We start from the raw sequence: 13,575 nt of genomic DNA on the forward strand, positions 1-13,575 counted from the left end.
TACCCCCTTGCGATCGGCCACCCCGAAATGCGGACTCTGAGTGTTGTGACCCTAGGACAAGCTCTGGCCCCGGCGCTCGGGGAGCGCAAAGGTCGCTGCCGCAGCCACCACGAAGGCTCCAGCCAGCACGGGGAAGAGGAGGCCTTTGTTGCCGCCGGGAACTCCGCCCACGCCCAGCAGGAACGTCACCAAGAACGGAGCGGCGATCGAGGCCAGCCGTCCGAAGCCTGTGGCTGCGCCCGCTCCAGTTGCTCGAATGAAGGTTGGATAGATCTCCGGTGTGATCGCATAGAGAGCGCCCCACGCGCCTAGGTTAAAGAAGGAGAGGACGCATCCGGTCGCGATGATCGCGGCCGATGAATCGGCCATCCCGAACCCTATGGCGCCGATCGAAGAACCCACGAGGAACGTTGTGAGGGTGGCTCGCCGTCCCCAATGCTCAATGAGATAGGCGGAGGTGGCGTACCCCGGGAGCTGCGCCAGCGTGATGATCAGGGTGAAACCGAAGGACTTAACCAGATCGTGGCCGTTGGCATGCAGGATGGACGGTATCCAGATGGAGGAGCCGTAGTAACCCAGATTGACCATGAACCACACGGTCCATATACCGACCGTCCGCTGGCGGAGGGCCGGTGAGAAGAGCTTGCCCCACGTGGGCTTTTCGAGAGAGGCGGCTTCGGCCACTTCGTCATCGGTGGGAATAATGGGGTCGTGGCCGTCAGCCAGCTCGTCGGTGACACGTGCCGCCTTCTCATTTTCGCCCCGGTGCAGCAGGAACCTTACTGATTCCGGTAGATGCCATCGCAGGACAATGGCATAGAGGGCTGGGAGGGCCCCGATAGCGAAAGCGATGCGCCAGCCGTTATCGGATAGTGGCACAACGAAGTATCCGATGAGGGCCGCCACGGTCCAGCCGAGCGCCCAGAAGGCTTCCAGCCACACGGTGATCGACCCTCGAATCCGCCGCGGCGAAACCTCTTGCACCAATGTGGAGGCAACGGGCAGTTCTGCGCCTAGGCCCAGTCCCACGAGGATTCGGAGGATGATGAGAGGGAGGACTCCGCCTACAAAGGCCGAAGCGCCGGTCGCGATACCGTACACCACCAGAGTCACCGTGAACACGGTGCGCCGCCCCACCCGATCGGCTAGAGCGCCGCCGAATGTTGCACCCACGGCCATTCCAATGAAGCCGGCCGAGACGATGAGGGATTGCTCCGTTGCGCTGAGGCCCCACTGCTTCGTCAACACGGCGATAATGTAGGTAATGAGGCCAACGTCCATTGCGTCGAACGCCCACCCTAGGCCCGAGGCGAAGATGATCTTGCGATGCTTGCGAGTAAATGGCAGGTTATCGAGACGATCAAGAATCTCTGCCGGATTGTTGCTCATTCAAGAAACGATAGCGGGCCGCTACGGTCAAGTCCCGCTTGGCCGATGCTGGACACCTACTTGACTGCCACATAGTGCGCACTGTAAGGAAGGCGCGAGAAGAACGTCGTCGTCGTTCTAACCCAACGTCACCGCGCCGCTCGTAAGTGAGTGTCCAACGGATGGAGCTTCGGCCAGGGGTCCGCGCGCGTACTCGCGCACAAGATCGAGCAACTGGCCGCGCTGCCCCGCCTCATCGATCTTAGTAAACTGGCCCACCACAACGCCGGCGGCGCGCTCGAAGGAGCCGAGCGCCTCGTGATGACCCAACAGTGCCGCGACGGCCGTGAGTGACGGCCCCTGCCCCTCAAGCAGCAGCACGTGGCCGGCGAGGTCTGGCCACCACGGCGTTCCAGCAAGTTTGAGGAAGCAGCGGATGTTGCCGCCAGCCCAGGGCAGGCCGGTGAGGTGTGAAGTCTCGGCCGCGCCGCGCTTGGAAGGAGCAACGGGAACCAGCTCGGGGCGAACCACATCGCGAGCTAGGGCTTGATCGAGTTCTTCAAAACCCTCGGTGATCCCAACCAGTGGATTCCACAGGAGCGTGGGGAAGGGCAGAGCGCCTAGCACGCAGCTCATGTCCGAGTAGCCCACCATGAGCTTGGGGTGGGCGGAAACGGCCTCGAAATCGAGGTGAGGGAGGATTTCGTTCGCGAGGTCGCCACCGGAGATGTCAAGGATGGCGTCTACATCGGGGGCAGCGAAGGCCCGCTCCAAGATGCGAGCGCGCTCGCGAGGGTCCCAACGATCGGGGGTTTGCGCGGATTCGCGGGCTAGAGCCTCAACGGCCGACGTGTCGAGTATGTGGCCGGCAGCTTCAAGTGCTTGTACCAGCTTCGGAAGCTTGTCCTGGGCCCACGGCAGCGTGGGGTTAGAACACGAGGTCAGAGCAAAGTGAGTCATACCGTGAGCTTACCTGTGGCGTACGCGGCACGTGTGGATCGGCACAGCCCCGCCATTTCGGTGTGGCTGGCGGGTAACATGCCGAACTAAGCAAAGCTAGTTCCGAGCACAGGGGAGGCCCCATGGCTATTCGTGTAGGCGCAGTCGTATTGCGCAATTCCGAGGGCGACGTCCTGACAGTTCGTAAGCAAGGCGCCAGCCTGTTCCAGCTGCCCGGCGGCAAGCCAGAGGGTGAGGAAAGCATGCGGGAAACCGTGGTGCGTGAGGCGGCGGAGGAAGTTGGCATCCAACTCGATCCGGCGCAGCTGGAGTATTTGGGTGATTACACGGCTTCGGCCGCGAACGAACCCGGACATGACGTGTCTGGCGCCATCTATACCTACCCGAGCGAGCTGACGCAGAACATCGCCCCGCACTCAGAGATTCGTGAGCTCAAGTGGGCGGAGCCTGTTCCCGATTCGCCCGGGTATGCGCCTCTCTTGGCAACACGCGTTTTCCCGGCCTTGGAGCGCCAAGAGCGTTTGCGCGCCGGAGCACAAAGCGCCTAATAGGGTGTGAAGAGACTGCTTCGGGTCATACCGTGAAGGCTGGCGAGCTCCCGGAATGGATTCAAGCCGAGCCTTCGGGTAGAACCGAGCTGAAGCGGGTAGAAACGGGCTGAAGCGGGCAGAACCGAACTGAAGAAAGAACAATTGCAATGGCGCATATTATTACGCTCGTCCTCACATTTGGCATTACGGTATTTGTGCTGCTGCGATCAAGACGCGTGTATGCCAAGCCCGCGCCGCTGCGTCAACGGGTCTCCAAGATCATGCTCTTCGCCGGAATCCTCCTCCTTGTTGTGGGCCTGCTCATGGCTATCGTCATGCTTGGAACACCGGATGAGGGATGGACCGTGGGGCCGATCGTTTCCGCGTTGGGCATGGTGGCCGGCGGACTCTTCTTCGTCTATTACTACTCGAACTCTTTCGTGGACGTTTTTCCTGATCGCGTGGTGTATCGCGGGATGGGACGCAAGGCCAAGACGTTTGAATATAAGGACATATGGAAGTACGACGTCTATCAGTATCAATCCCAAAAGACCCTGCGAGTTTGGGACCCGAGCGGGCGGAAGTACCGGCTGAACATCACGAACTTCAATGGTGGGGCACTGCTGAATTACATCCAATGGCTGCAAGACCTCAACGCCTACGCCCGCTCCAACTATCCTGAGGCATCTCAGGACCAGATCCAGCAATGGGTCTGGGACAATCAGCAGGCGCGCGCTTCGGAGGAGCTCAAGCAGGCCCGAGCTGCGGCTGCATCGATTGCCTCTGAGAGCCTCTCGCCTAGCGGCCAACAGCAGAACAACCCCCAACAGCCAAGCAATTCCACTACGGCCGATCCCCGCGCTACCTTTGGGGGCGCAGACGCCCTCGGAAGCGGGAAAGGCCGGAAAGCCCCCGGTAACTGGAATCCTCTTGGCGAAGGTAGTGCGGGCAATAGGGGAGCTGCGCCGCACAGTCCCTTCTACGACAAGTGATGGCCAATGGCCCCGGAACTTTCCCGGAGACCAGACGTTTGCGGAGATTTGACGCAAAACTCCGAGAGGGGACTCTAGGCCTCCAGCTCCTTCAGGAGCGGCTGAACCAAATGGCTCCACCGCCAGGCCTGATCCACCCATTGCTTGCCGGCTTGGCCCATCGCCTTCGCACGCTCGGGATCTTCTAGCAGGTAGCACACGGCGGACGCGGCGGCTTCCACCGATCGCCCGGCGGCAACAAGTCCGGTCTTCCCGGGAATCACGGCCTCGGGGGCGCCACCTGAATCCCCGGCCACCACTGGCAGTCCCGCCGCGTAAGCCTCCAGATACACGATGCCGAGTCCCTCGATGTCCAGCCCGCCCCCGCGGGTTCGACACGGCATCGCGAACACGTCCCCGAGTGAGTAGTGCGCGGCAAGTTCGGGGAACGCCACTTCGCCCGTGAAGATAATGGATTCGTTGTTTCCGGCCATTTCCCGAAGTTTGGCTTCGTAAGGACCTTTACCGACGACGACGAGCTTCGCCTCGCCGAACCTCTCCGTGATTGCCGGCCATGCGGCAATGAGCGTGTCTTGGCCCTTGCGTTCGACTAAGCGGGAGATGCACACAACAACTGGCTCGTCGCCAATCCCGTACCGGGCGCGGAGCCGTTCCCGCCATTCTTGGGAAAACGCGAAGGCCTCGGGATTGATGCCGCCTGGCATGCGCACGTGATGTGTATCGCCCATGCACGGCTGGAGGCGGCGAAGGGTCGCGTTGGTCAGGTACGTGACCGTATCGGCGGTGTGGAAGATTCGCTTGAGGATCTGCCGGGTGCCAGGGAACATGGACCAGCCGATCTCGTGACCATGAGTGGTGGAGACGACCTTGCGGGCTCCGGCGGCGCGCGCGGCGTTCGCCATGATGCCCAGTGGCGCTGAGGCGCCAAACCACACAGCCTCGATCCTTTCCTCGCGGATGATGCGCTGCATTTCCTTCCGAACAGTCGGAATTGGCAGCATCATCGTGCCGGGGTAGCGGTAGGTTCGCCATGGATGCTGGGCATCGTATTCCTCCGCGCCGCCATCCGGCGGGCTAGAGGCGTAAACAACAAGCTGATCCGGGTCCAGCTCTTGTATGAACCCTTCTAGGTACGTCTGGATCCCTCCGCGTCGCGGTGGAAAATCATTCGTAACAAGAAGAGTTCGGAGCATGCCTACATACTATGTGGTGCGAGGCCTTCGGTGGTTTGCAGGACATCGGTGAGCCGCTTGGCGGATGTCACTACGGCGGCAGCGTGTTGGCGCCCGGGTTGGCGGCCCATGCGCTCGATCGGCCCAGAGATGGACACGGCGGCGATCACGCGACCGGATGGCCCGCGCACCGGAGCGGAGATGGAGGCGACGCCAGGTTCGCGTTCGCCCACGGACTGTGCCCAGCCACGCCGGCGCACGGCGGAAAGATTGGTGGCGGTGAAGCTCGCGCCGTGCAGGCCACGGTGGAGGCGATCGGGTTCCTCCCAGGCGAGCAGGACTTGCGCTGCCGAACCAGCCTTCATGGAAAGTGTGGCCCCCACGGGAATGGAATCGCGAAGGCCCATGGTCCGCTCTGCGGCGGCAACGCAGATGCGCTGCTCGCCTTGACGGCGGAAGAGTTGCGCGGACTCGCCGGTGTGATCGCGTAGCGCGATAAGAACTGGGGTGGCTGCGGCAAGCAGACGGTCTTCGCCCGCAGAGGACGCAAGCTCGCCCAAGCGTGGCCCGAGCACAAAACGGCCCTGCATATCCCGAGCTACGAGACGGTGGTATTCGAGGGCAACAGCCAAGCGGTGAGCGGTGGGGCGGGCAAGGTGGGTTGCCGTGACAAGTTGGGCCAACGTTTGGGGGCCGGATTCGAGCGCGCTTAAGACGGATGCCGCCTTATCGAGTACGCCTACCCCGGAGCCAGATTCCTCAGTAGAATTGTCCATGACTTGATATTGTCATCCCAACAGGTGAGATGCAAGTGCGGAGACCTGTGAGTTAGCGCGAATCTAGTGAGACGAGAGAGGGAGTCAGCACATGAGCCGCACCTTGGCTGAGAAGGTTTGGAGCGATCATATCGTGAAGCACGGGGATAATGGACGCCCTGATCTGCTTTACATCGATTTGCAATTGGTCCACGAAGTGACAAGTCCTCAGGCTTTTGAGGGGCTTCGACTAGCGGGCCGTCCGGTTCGACGGCCAGATCAGACTCTTGCCACCGAGGATCACAACACCCCCACTCTCAACATTGATCTGCCTATTGCGGATAAGACCTCCCGCGCTCAGATTGATCAGCTGCGCAAGAACTGTGAGGAATTTGGCGTTCCGATCTATTCACTAGGTAACGCCGATCAGGGCATCGTTCACGTGGTTGGCCCGCAGCTGGGCATCACCCAGCCAGGCATGACGATCGTGTGTGGCGATTCGCATACCTCCACGCACGGTGCTTTTGGGGCGCTCGCGTTGGGGATTGGTACCTCTGAGGTGGAGCACGTGCTTGCCACACAGACGCTCCCTCTTAACCCGTTCAAGACCATGGCCATCAATGTCAACGGCAAGCTCAAGCCGGGCACTACCGCCAAGGACATCATTCTGGCGATCATCGCGAAGATCGGAACGAACGGCGCCCAGGGCCACGTGATTGAATACCGTGGCGAGGCCATCCGCTCGCTCTCCATGGAAGCGCGCATGACCATCTGCAACATGTCGATTGAGGCAGGCGCGCGCGCCGGCATGGTGGCCCCGGATGAGACCACGTTCGAGTACATCAAGGGCCGTCCGAACGCTCCCGAGGATTGGGACGCAGCCGTTGCCTACTGGAAGACGTTGCCCTCCGATGATGATGCTACGTTCGATACGGTTGTGGATCTTGACGCCTCTGACTTGGAGCCGTTTGTCACGTGGGGGACTAACCCAGGCCAAGGAGTTCAGATCTCCGAGACCGTGCCTGAGCCCGCCGAGATGGGTGACGAGACAGAGCGCCACGCCGCCGAGCGCGCACTCGAATACATGGGCCTAGTGCCCGGCACCCCAATGCGAGATATTGCCGTGGACACCGTATTTATCGGATCGTGCACCAATGGACGTATTGAGGATCTGCGCAACGTGGCCGGCGTAATCAAGGGCCAGAAGAAGGCGGATAGCGTTCGCGTCATGGTGGTTCCCGGCTCCGCCCGTGTGCGCCTTCAGGCCGAGGCCGAGGGGCTTGACCAGGTCTTCCTTAATTTCGGAGCTGAGTGGCGTAACGCCGGATGCTCCATGTGTCTTGGCATGAACCCCGATCAGCTCACCCCGGGTGAGCGTGCGGCCTCCACATCCAACCGTAACTTCATGGGACGTCAGGGACCCGGCGGGCGTACCCACCTCGTTTCTCCGCTTGTTGCAGCAGCAACCGCCATCCGTGGCACTCTCTCAACACCGGCAGATTTGGACTGAAAGGACCATCATGGAGAAGTTCTCAACACACACCGGCATCGGCGTTCCACTCCGGCGGTCCGAGGTGGATACCGATCAGATCATTCCAGCCGTTTATCTTAAGAGGATCTCCCGCACAGGATTCGAGGATGCTCTCTTTTCTTCCCTGCGCAAGGATCCTGACTTCGTCCTGAATCAGGAGGAGTACTCCCGAGGATCGGTCCTCGTGGCTGGCTCCGATTTCGGTACGGGCTCTTCCCGCGAGCACGCGGTATGGGCTTTGAAAGATTATGGCTTTAAGGCTGTCTTTGCCCCGAGGTTCGCGGACATCTTCCGTGGTAATTCCGGCAAACAAGGGTTGGTTGCCGGCGTCGTCGCCCAAGAAGATATAGAGCAACTGTGGAAGCTCCTCGAAAACGAGCCCGGCCTCGAAATCTCCGTCGACTTGCCGAACAAGTCTCTCACCTGCGGCGGCTTTACGTGTTCCTTCGAAATTGATGATTACACGCAGTGGCGGCTGATGGAGGGACTGGACGATATCGGCCTCACCCTTCAGGATGAGGCGGACATTACGGCCTATGAGAAGACTCGCCCTTCCTACAAACCGAAGACTCTGCCAAAGAAGCACTTGCCCAGCGTGCCGGTGGTTTCGGCGCGTCCGGTGGGGGAGGAATCAGCGCTCAGCTGAGCTGTGGTGACCTAACCGATACAAGCAACTCCCGAAGTCATATAGTCTAGTGTGGTTAGGGAAGTGCCTGAAGGGACGGTTATGGCTGCAAAGCTGCGCGTAGTTGGCGGTTCACCACTCACCGGTGAAATCAGCGTGAGAGGCGCGAAAAACTTCGTATCAAAAGCGATGGTTGCCGCGTTGCTCTCATCCGATACCTCCGTCCTGCGTAACGTACCGCTGATCCGGGATGTTGACGTTGTTTCCGATCTGTTGCGCTTACACGGCGTAGAGGTTGATTACGATCAGGAAGAAGGCCGCCTTGCTATCACGCCCGGGCGTATCTCACTTCCGGATGATCCTGTGGAGATGGACCGCCTAGCCGGATCCTCCCGCATTCCGATCCTTTTCGCGGGCCCGCTTCTTCACAACCTAGGCGAGGCGTTTATCCCCGATCTGGGCGGCTGCCATATCGGGGACCGTCCCGTAGATTTCCACATGCAGGTGCTCGAAGATTTCGGGGCCCGACGGGTTCAGGAAAAGGGCGGGATGCACCTAGTGGCTCCGCGCGGGCTTAAGGCTAAGCCCGTTCACCTCCCGTATCCTTCCGTTGGTGCCACCGAGCAGACCCTGCTGACGGCCGTCATGGCTGAGGGTGTTACCGAGCTTTCGAACGCGGCCGTCGAGCCGGAGATTTACGATCTTATTGCTGTGCTGCAGAAGATGGGTGCAATCATCTCTGTGGATACCGATCGCACCATCATGATCGAGGGTGTGGATTCGCTTCAGGGATACACGCACACCGCGCTCGCTGACCGGATTGAGGCTGGTTCATGGGCTTCGGCGGCACTGGCCACGCATGGAGACATCATTATCCGTGGGGCCGAGCAGCAGAACATGATGAGCTTCCTCAACGTGTTCCGCAAGGTTGGCGGCCAGTTTGAGGTGCGCGATGAAGGCATCCGCTTCTGGCATCCCGGTGGTGCTCTTCGTTCCATTCCTCTACAGACGGATGTTCATCCCGGTTTCATGACGGACTGGCAGCAGCCGCTGGTGGTTGCGCTGACTCAGGCCGATGGAATCTCCATCGTTCACGAGACCGTCTATGAGAATCGATTTGGATTCACAAAGGCGCTCACGGACATGGGTGCCCACATTCAAACCTACCGCGAGTGTTTGGGCGGGCTCCAATGCCGCTTCGGACAGCGCAGCTTCTACCACTCGGCTGTGATTCAGGGGCCATCGCCTCTCCACGCGGCCGATGTTGAGGTGCCCGATCTTCGTGGCGGATTCTCTTACCTTATTGCCGCGTTGGCTGCTGAGGGAACTTCCATCATCTCCGGAATCGACATCATCGATCGCGGGTACGAACACTTCATGCATAAGCTGCGGTGCCTAGGAGCTAATGCGGAGAAAATCGCCTAATCATGGTGGCGGAGGGGGCTAAACAGCCGCCGCTCATGCGGGTACTGGCGCCACCGGTGCGGTGGGCCATGCACGCGATTCAGGATATGCAAGTGGAGGGCGCCGAGAATCTTCCGGCTGGGCGCCCCATCATTGCTGTGGGAAACCATACGTCGCACTTGGACGGGCCCGTGGCCGCTGTTGCCCTGTACGAGGCTGGGGTTATCCCACATACTGCGGCCAAAGCGGATCTTTTCACCATTCCGGTGCTTGGATGGGCTCTTAGGCAACTCGGGCAGGTGCCGGTGTATCGCCCGGGCGTTCTTAGCACTCCCGCTGATGGTAGTTCGCTCTCCACTCTGGGCGAGCTCTCGGATGTGATTGGCAGTGGCGGTAGCGTCCTCATGTTTCCCGAGGCAACCTTCACCCGGGACCCGGAGCAGTGGCCGATGCGCGCCAAGACGGGCGCTGTGCGCCTCGCTCTTGAGCACCCGGAGGCCGTAGTGGTTCCCTTTGCCCACTGGGGCAATGAGGAGCTCATCAATAAGTGGAGTGGCAAGATTGATTGGCGGGCGATTGGGTGCGGCCGCACGAGCGTGCGTGTGCGGTTCGGGCAGCCCGTGGATCTGAGTGGCTTCCGGGGGAGAGTGGTCACTCGCGACCTGCTGTCCGAGGCCACCGAATGCCTGATGGCTGCCATTACCAGCGAACTTACGGAGTTGCGGCCGGGGGTGCCGCGCGAACCGCGATGGGACCGGGAGAAGAACGGGGATCCCTACAACAAGATTGATGCCCGCAATCAGGCACGAGCCAAGAATCGCGGCACGCGCCTGCGCTCCTTTGGCGCAGCGGGACTTGGCTGCGTAGCATTAGCAGGGTATTACATGGGAAGGCGCAGAAAATGACAACACGGGTTAGAGTCGCACTCATCTACGGCGGCACTTCCGGGGAACACTCCGTTTCCTGCCTAACAGCGGCATCCGTGATGCGGGCGATGGACCCGAACAAGTACGAGGTTCTGCCAATCGGCATTCGCAAGGATGGTACGTGGGTTCCCGGGACAGTTAATCCGGAGGAACTAGAACAGGCCGGTCCGCACGGTGAAGTACCCGAGTCTACCGACCGTATGGTGATTGGAAGCGGCGAAGATGGCTGCGTGGTATACCGCGTGGGGACCGAGCGGGTTGATGCATACGCAGTGGACGTGGCATTTCCCCTTCTACATGGCCCTTTCGGGGAGGACGGTACCATTCAGGGGCTGCTCGAGATGGCTGGCCTTTCCTATGTGGGAGACGGCGTCTTTGCTTCAGCCGCTGGCATGGACAAGCACTATATGAAGGTTGTGCTTGAGGCTGCGAACCTTCCCGTTGTTCCCTATGTGTTGGCAACGTCCAAGCGTTGGCGTCACGAGCGTGATCTCATCCTGAGGGAAGCTCAGGATCTTCTCACGTGGCCAGTCTTTGTGAAGCCCGCTCGCGCGGGTTCCTCGCTTGGTATCAGCCGGGTGGAGCGCATCGAGGACCTTCCAGCCGCGGTTGAATCTGCCCAAAAAGTAGATCCCAAGGTTCTCATTGAGCAGGGTGTAGCCGGACGTGAAATCGAGTGTGCCGTGTTGGGTGGTCACGGGGATGATCCTGCTCGCGCTTCAGTGCTTGGCGAGATCGCGCTTGATACTCAGTGGTATGACTACGAGACGAAGTATGTGGAAACAGAGGGCTTCCACATGGAGATCCCCGCTAACGTTCCAGAAGGGGTAGCCGACGCCATGCGAGCAATGGCGATCGCGGTATTCGATGCCTTCGAATGTGAGGGTATGACCCGCGTTGACTTCTTCCTGACGGAGGACGGGCAGATCTTCGTGAATGAACACAACACGATCCCTGGCTTTACAGCTTTCTCGATGTACCCCGTGCTCTGGGAGAAGACCGGGCTGGCATATACCGCGCTGATCGATGAACTCATTGATCTCGCTCTCGAGCGGCCCGTCGGCCTACGCTAAGAAGCTCTTGGCGCGATCGGCTCCCTATTCCCTCCTTCGATGATTGTTTGTATCCCCACTTTTTCGGAATTCGTTTTGGCGTGGAACTATTGAACCTTAAACTAATGTATGTAACGGGGCCGGGAATTACTCTGGCCCCTTTGACTTTGAATAAGGTCGCCCGATGCCCGCGAGGGCATCGTGACCCTGTATCTCGTAAGAACAATCGAAAGGTTTGATATGAAGATCGGTTACATCATTGGAAGCCTGTCCGAACAGTCCCTGAACCGCGGACTATCCAAGGTTCTGGTTGAGGAGGCGCCAGAGGACGTGGAGTTTTTCGAGATCCCGATCAAGGATCTGCCACTCTACAATCGCGATTTCGATGCTAACTACCCGCAGATTGCCCTTGATCTGAAGGCTGAAATTGAGGGAGCCGATGGCATCATCTTCGTGACGCCCGAACACAACCGTACCTTCTCCGCTTCTCTACACAACGCCCTCGAGTGGGCCTCGCGGCCTTACGGCCAGCTCTCCCTTGCAGGTAAGCCCGTAGCGACGATCGGTGTTTCGCCTTCCGGTATCGGCACGGCCGTTGCCCAGCGCCAGCTTCGTTCCTCCCTGTTGTTCACTGGTGCGCTGGTGATGGGCCAGCCCGAGGCATACATCAGCGGCATACAGGCAGAGATCACCCCAGACGGTGGCATCAACGATGGCGGGCGCGAAGTCGTTTCCCAGTGGGTCAACGCCGCAGTCAAGTTCATTGAGGCTCACAAGTAGAGCCACGCGACACTTGATCGAATCGTCCTCGGGCAGGCCAGATGGCATGATGGAACCATGTACGTCAGGGATCTGACCGAGGACGATTTGCTGTCCGTCATCACCCCACACCTTCCGCACGCGGAAGGTGTGATTGTGCCGTCCGGGGATGATTGCGCTGTGATTCCCGCCCCCGATGGGCGCTATGCTGTCTCAACGGACATGCTCGTGGAGGGACACCACTTTCGTCGTGATTGGTCCAGCGGGACCGATGTTGGCTGGCGTGCAGCCATGCAAAACCTCGCAGATGCGGCGGCTATGGGTGCTATGCCGCGCACTGTCGTTGTTTCTATGGGACTACCTGGCAATCTTCCCGTTTCTTGGCTTGAGGGCTTCGCACGAGGGCTGGCCGAGGCCTGTGCCAGCACCGGGTGTGGCGTGGACGGTGGGGATCTCGTGGCTAGCGAGACGCTGACTGTGTCCGTCACCGTTATGGGGGATCTAGAGCGGCGCGAGCCTCGGCTGCGCTCCGCCGCCCGCCCTGGTCAGGCCCTCATCCACTGCGGAGTTCTTGGGCGAGGCTGTGCGGGCTTGAAGCTGCTCGAGCGTGGTTATACGCGAGAAACGGGCGTCCTCCCGCCTACCCAGACTGGCCTCATCGACGATTTCCTTCGCCCCAAGCCTCCGTTGGCGCAAGCACTCGATGCCTGCCGCGAGAACCGAATCGGCGCCATGATGGACGTGTCCGATGGCCTCATCCGGGATGCTCGGCGCATGGCAAAAGCCTCGAATGTCTGGATCGATATCCGGTCCAGCTACCTTGAACAGCACGTTGAGGTGCTGATCCCGGTTGCGCGCCGGCTGGGACTCTCCGATCCATGGGAGTGGGCGATGAAAGCGGTTTTGACCGGGGGCGAGGACCACGGATTCCTCGCCACCCTTGAGCGGCCAGCTGAGCGCGCCTGGGGGCCCCATACTCTGGCGCTGCCCGAGGGCTTCAGCCGCATTGGCGAGGTACGCGAGGCTCATGCCGGAGGGTTCATCACTGTGGATGGTCGCACCGTGGAGTACGGCGGCGGGTGGGACCATTTCCAGGGCTAGCCATCTACCGAGGGATCTGACGCGAACTCTATTTTTCGTTGGGCTCGGCTGCGAGGGAAGTCCCGTCGTGGTAATTAATACCGACGGCAACGTCAGCAACTCATCACCACTCAGGGATCTAACGCAATCGTGAGATGGCGCCAGACAACAAAAAGGCCGCACCCTCTCAGGTACGGCCTTTTCTCAATACTCGCTCAGATTGCCCGCTGAACCTTGCCTGCCTTGAGGCATGAGGTGCAGACATTCAAACGCTTGGGAGCGCCCTTGACGATGGCGCGAACGCGCTGAATGTTCGGGTTCCAACGGCGGCTGGTACGCACGTGGGAGTGCGAGACGCTCTTGCCGAAGCTGGGATGCTTGCCACAGACGTCGCATACAGAGGCCACGGTTTTCTCCTTCA

The 13,575-nt window shown here is 60.3% G+C and carries 14 protein-coding genes; 9 read left to right on the forward strand and 5 right to left on the reverse strand.

Annotated elements, in window-relative coordinates; genetic code table 11:
• Positions 1 to 51: 51 nt before the first annotated feature.
• Both DD236_RS04765 and DD236_RS04770 read right to left on the reverse strand, forming a co-directional pair.
• Positions 52 to 1,389 (reverse strand): MFS transporter, encoded by a 1,338-nt coding sequence (locus DD236_RS04765; protein ID WP_109093182.1) that lies wholly within the window; start codon positions 1,387 to 1,389, stop codon positions 52 to 54.
• 117 nt (positions 1,390 to 1,506) lie between these two features.
• On the reverse strand, positions 1,507 to 2,328 hold the full coding sequence (locus DD236_RS04770) for an LD-carboxypeptidase (RefSeq protein WP_109093183.1): 822 nt from the start codon (positions 2,326 to 2,328) through the stop codon (positions 1,507 to 1,509).
• Positions 2,329 to 2,450: 122 nt separating this feature from the next.
• Between DD236_RS04770 and DD236_RS04775 the strand changes: the two genes are divergently transcribed.
• Both DD236_RS04775 and DD236_RS04780 read left to right on the forward strand, forming a co-directional pair.
• Positions 2,451 to 2,876: an NUDIX hydrolase gene (locus tag DD236_RS04775; protein WP_109093184.1), complete on the forward strand. Its 426-nt coding sequence runs from the start codon at positions 2,451 to 2,453 to the stop codon at positions 2,874 to 2,876.
• A 149-nt stretch (positions 2,877 to 3,025) separates the two neighbouring features.
• Positions 3,026 to 3,850, forward strand: coding sequence for a hypothetical protein (locus tag DD236_RS04780; RefSeq protein ID WP_109093185.1), 825 nt, complete (start codon positions 3,026 to 3,028; stop codon positions 3,848 to 3,850).
• A 74-nt stretch (positions 3,851 to 3,924) separates the two neighbouring features.
• Here the strand turns inward: DD236_RS04780 and DD236_RS04785 are convergent, their stop codons facing one another.
• A complete protein-coding gene (locus DD236_RS04785; protein ID WP_109093186.1) occupies positions 3,925 to 5,043 on the reverse strand; it encodes a glycosyltransferase family 4 protein in 1,119 nt (372 codons plus the stop codon).
• A 2-nt stretch (positions 5,044 to 5,045) separates the two neighbouring features.
• The gene (locus tag DD236_RS04790) at positions 5,046 to 5,798 is read right to left on the reverse strand and encodes an IclR family transcriptional regulator (RefSeq protein WP_109093187.1); all 753 of its coding nucleotides are present in this window, start codon (positions 5,796 to 5,798) and stop codon (positions 5,046 to 5,048) included.
• Positions 5,799 to 5,889: 91 nt separating this feature from the next.
• Here DD236_RS04790 and leuC point away from each other — a divergent pair, with 91 nt between their 5' ends.
• The 7 genes from leuC (at position 5,890) to thiL (ending at position 13,175) form a co-directional block, all read left to right on the forward strand.
• On the forward strand, positions 5,890 to 7,287 hold the full coding sequence (gene leuC / locus DD236_RS04795) for a 3-isopropylmalate dehydratase large subunit (RefSeq protein WP_109093188.1): 1,398 nt from the start codon (positions 5,890 to 5,892) through the stop codon (positions 7,285 to 7,287).
• 10 nt (positions 7,288 to 7,297) lie between these two features.
• Positions 7,298 to 7,954: a 3-isopropylmalate dehydratase small subunit gene (leuD, locus tag DD236_RS04800; RefSeq protein ID WP_109093189.1), complete on the forward strand. Its 657-nt coding sequence runs from the start codon at positions 7,298 to 7,300 to the stop codon at positions 7,952 to 7,954.
• Between the two features lie 81 nt (positions 7,955 to 8,035).
• Positions 8,036 to 9,358, forward strand: a complete 1,323-nt coding sequence (gene murA / locus DD236_RS04805; protein ID WP_109093190.1) for a UDP-N-acetylglucosamine 1-carboxyvinyltransferase — start codon at positions 8,036 to 8,038, stop codon at positions 9,356 to 9,358.
• A gap of 2 nt (positions 9,359 to 9,360) precedes the next feature.
• Positions 9,361 to 10,242 (forward strand): lysophospholipid acyltransferase family protein, encoded by an 882-nt coding sequence (locus tag DD236_RS04810; protein ID WP_109093191.1) that lies wholly within the window; start codon positions 9,361 to 9,363, stop codon positions 10,240 to 10,242.
• On the forward strand, positions 10,239 to 11,336 hold the full coding sequence (locus tag DD236_RS04815; protein ID WP_109093192.1) for a D-alanine--D-alanine ligase family protein: 1,098 nt from the start codon (positions 10,239 to 10,241) through the stop codon (positions 11,334 to 11,336). Before DD236_RS04810 ends, DD236_RS04815 begins: the two co-directional genes overlap by 4 nt.
• 219 nt (positions 11,337 to 11,555) lie before the next feature.
• On the forward strand, positions 11,556 to 12,095 hold the full coding sequence (locus DD236_RS04820) for an NADPH-dependent FMN reductase (RefSeq protein WP_109093193.1): 540 nt from the start codon (positions 11,556 to 11,558) through the stop codon (positions 12,093 to 12,095).
• A gap of 57 nt (positions 12,096 to 12,152) precedes the next feature.
• Positions 12,153 to 13,175 (forward strand): thiamine-phosphate kinase, encoded by a 1,023-nt coding sequence (gene thiL / locus DD236_RS04825; protein WP_109093194.1) that lies wholly within the window; start codon positions 12,153 to 12,155, stop codon positions 13,173 to 13,175.
• Between the two features lie 194 nt (positions 13,176 to 13,369).
• Here the strand turns inward: thiL and rpmB are convergent, their stop codons facing one another.
• The gene (gene rpmB, locus DD236_RS04830; protein ID WP_109093195.1) at positions 13,370 to 13,561 is read right to left on the reverse strand and encodes a 50S ribosomal protein L28; all 192 of its coding nucleotides are present in this window, start codon (positions 13,559 to 13,561) and stop codon (positions 13,370 to 13,372) included.
• Positions 13,562 to 13,575 lie beyond the last annotated feature (14 nt).

The sequence above is a fragment of the Ancrocorticia populi genome (assembly GCF_003123745.1).
In the GTDB taxonomy this organism is placed as follows: domain Bacteria; phylum Actinomycetota; class Actinomycetes; order Actinomycetales; family Actinomycetaceae; genus Ancrocorticia; species Ancrocorticia populi.

What these genes read in the sequence shown, in the direction of transcription:
- DD236_RS04810 (WP_109093191.1), top strand. Translation starts at nt 9,361, where the DNA reads ATGGTGGCGGAGGGGGCTAAACAGCCGCCGCTCATGCGGGTACTGGCG.
- thiL (WP_109093194.1), top strand. Translation starts at nt 12,153, where the DNA reads ATGTACGTCAGGGATCTGACCGAGGACGATTTGCTGTCCGTCATCACC.
- DD236_RS04780 (WP_109093185.1), top strand. Translation starts at nt 3,026, where the DNA reads ATGGCGCATATTATTACGCTCGTCCTCACATTTGGCATTACGGTATTT.
- DD236_RS04820 (WP_109093193.1), top strand. Translation starts at nt 11,556, where the DNA reads ATGAAGATCGGTTACATCATTGGAAGCCTGTCCGAACAGTCCCTGAAC.
- leuC (WP_109093188.1), top strand. Translation starts at nt 5,890, where the DNA reads ATGAGCCGCACCTTGGCTGAGAAGGTTTGGAGCGATCATATCGTGAAG.
- DD236_RS04790 (WP_109093187.1), bottom strand. Translation starts at nt 5,798, where the DNA reads ATGGACAATTCTACTGAGGAATCTGGCTCCGGGGTAGGCGTACTCGAT.
- DD236_RS04815 (WP_109093192.1), top strand. Translation starts at nt 10,239, where the DNA reads ATGACAACACGGGTTAGAGTCGCACTCATCTACGGCGGCACTTCCGGG.
- DD236_RS04785 (WP_109093186.1), bottom strand. Translation starts at nt 5,043, where the DNA reads ATGCTCCGAACTCTTCTTGTTACGAATGATTTTCCACCGCGACGCGGA.
- DD236_RS04775 (WP_109093184.1), top strand. Translation starts at nt 2,451, where the DNA reads ATGGCTATTCGTGTAGGCGCAGTCGTATTGCGCAATTCCGAGGGCGAC.
- DD236_RS04765 (WP_109093182.1), bottom strand. Translation starts at nt 1,389, where the DNA reads ATGAGCAACAATCCGGCAGAGATTCTTGATCGTCTCGATAACCTGCCA.
- murA (WP_109093190.1), top strand. Translation starts at nt 8,036, where the DNA reads ATGGCTGCAAAGCTGCGCGTAGTTGGCGGTTCACCACTCACCGGTGAA.
- leuD (WP_109093189.1), top strand. Translation starts at nt 7,298, where the DNA reads ATGGAGAAGTTCTCAACACACACCGGCATCGGCGTTCCACTCCGGCGG.
- DD236_RS04770 (WP_109093183.1), bottom strand. Translation starts at nt 2,328, where the DNA reads ATGACTCACTTTGCTCTGACCTCGTGTTCTAACCCCACGCTGCCGTGG.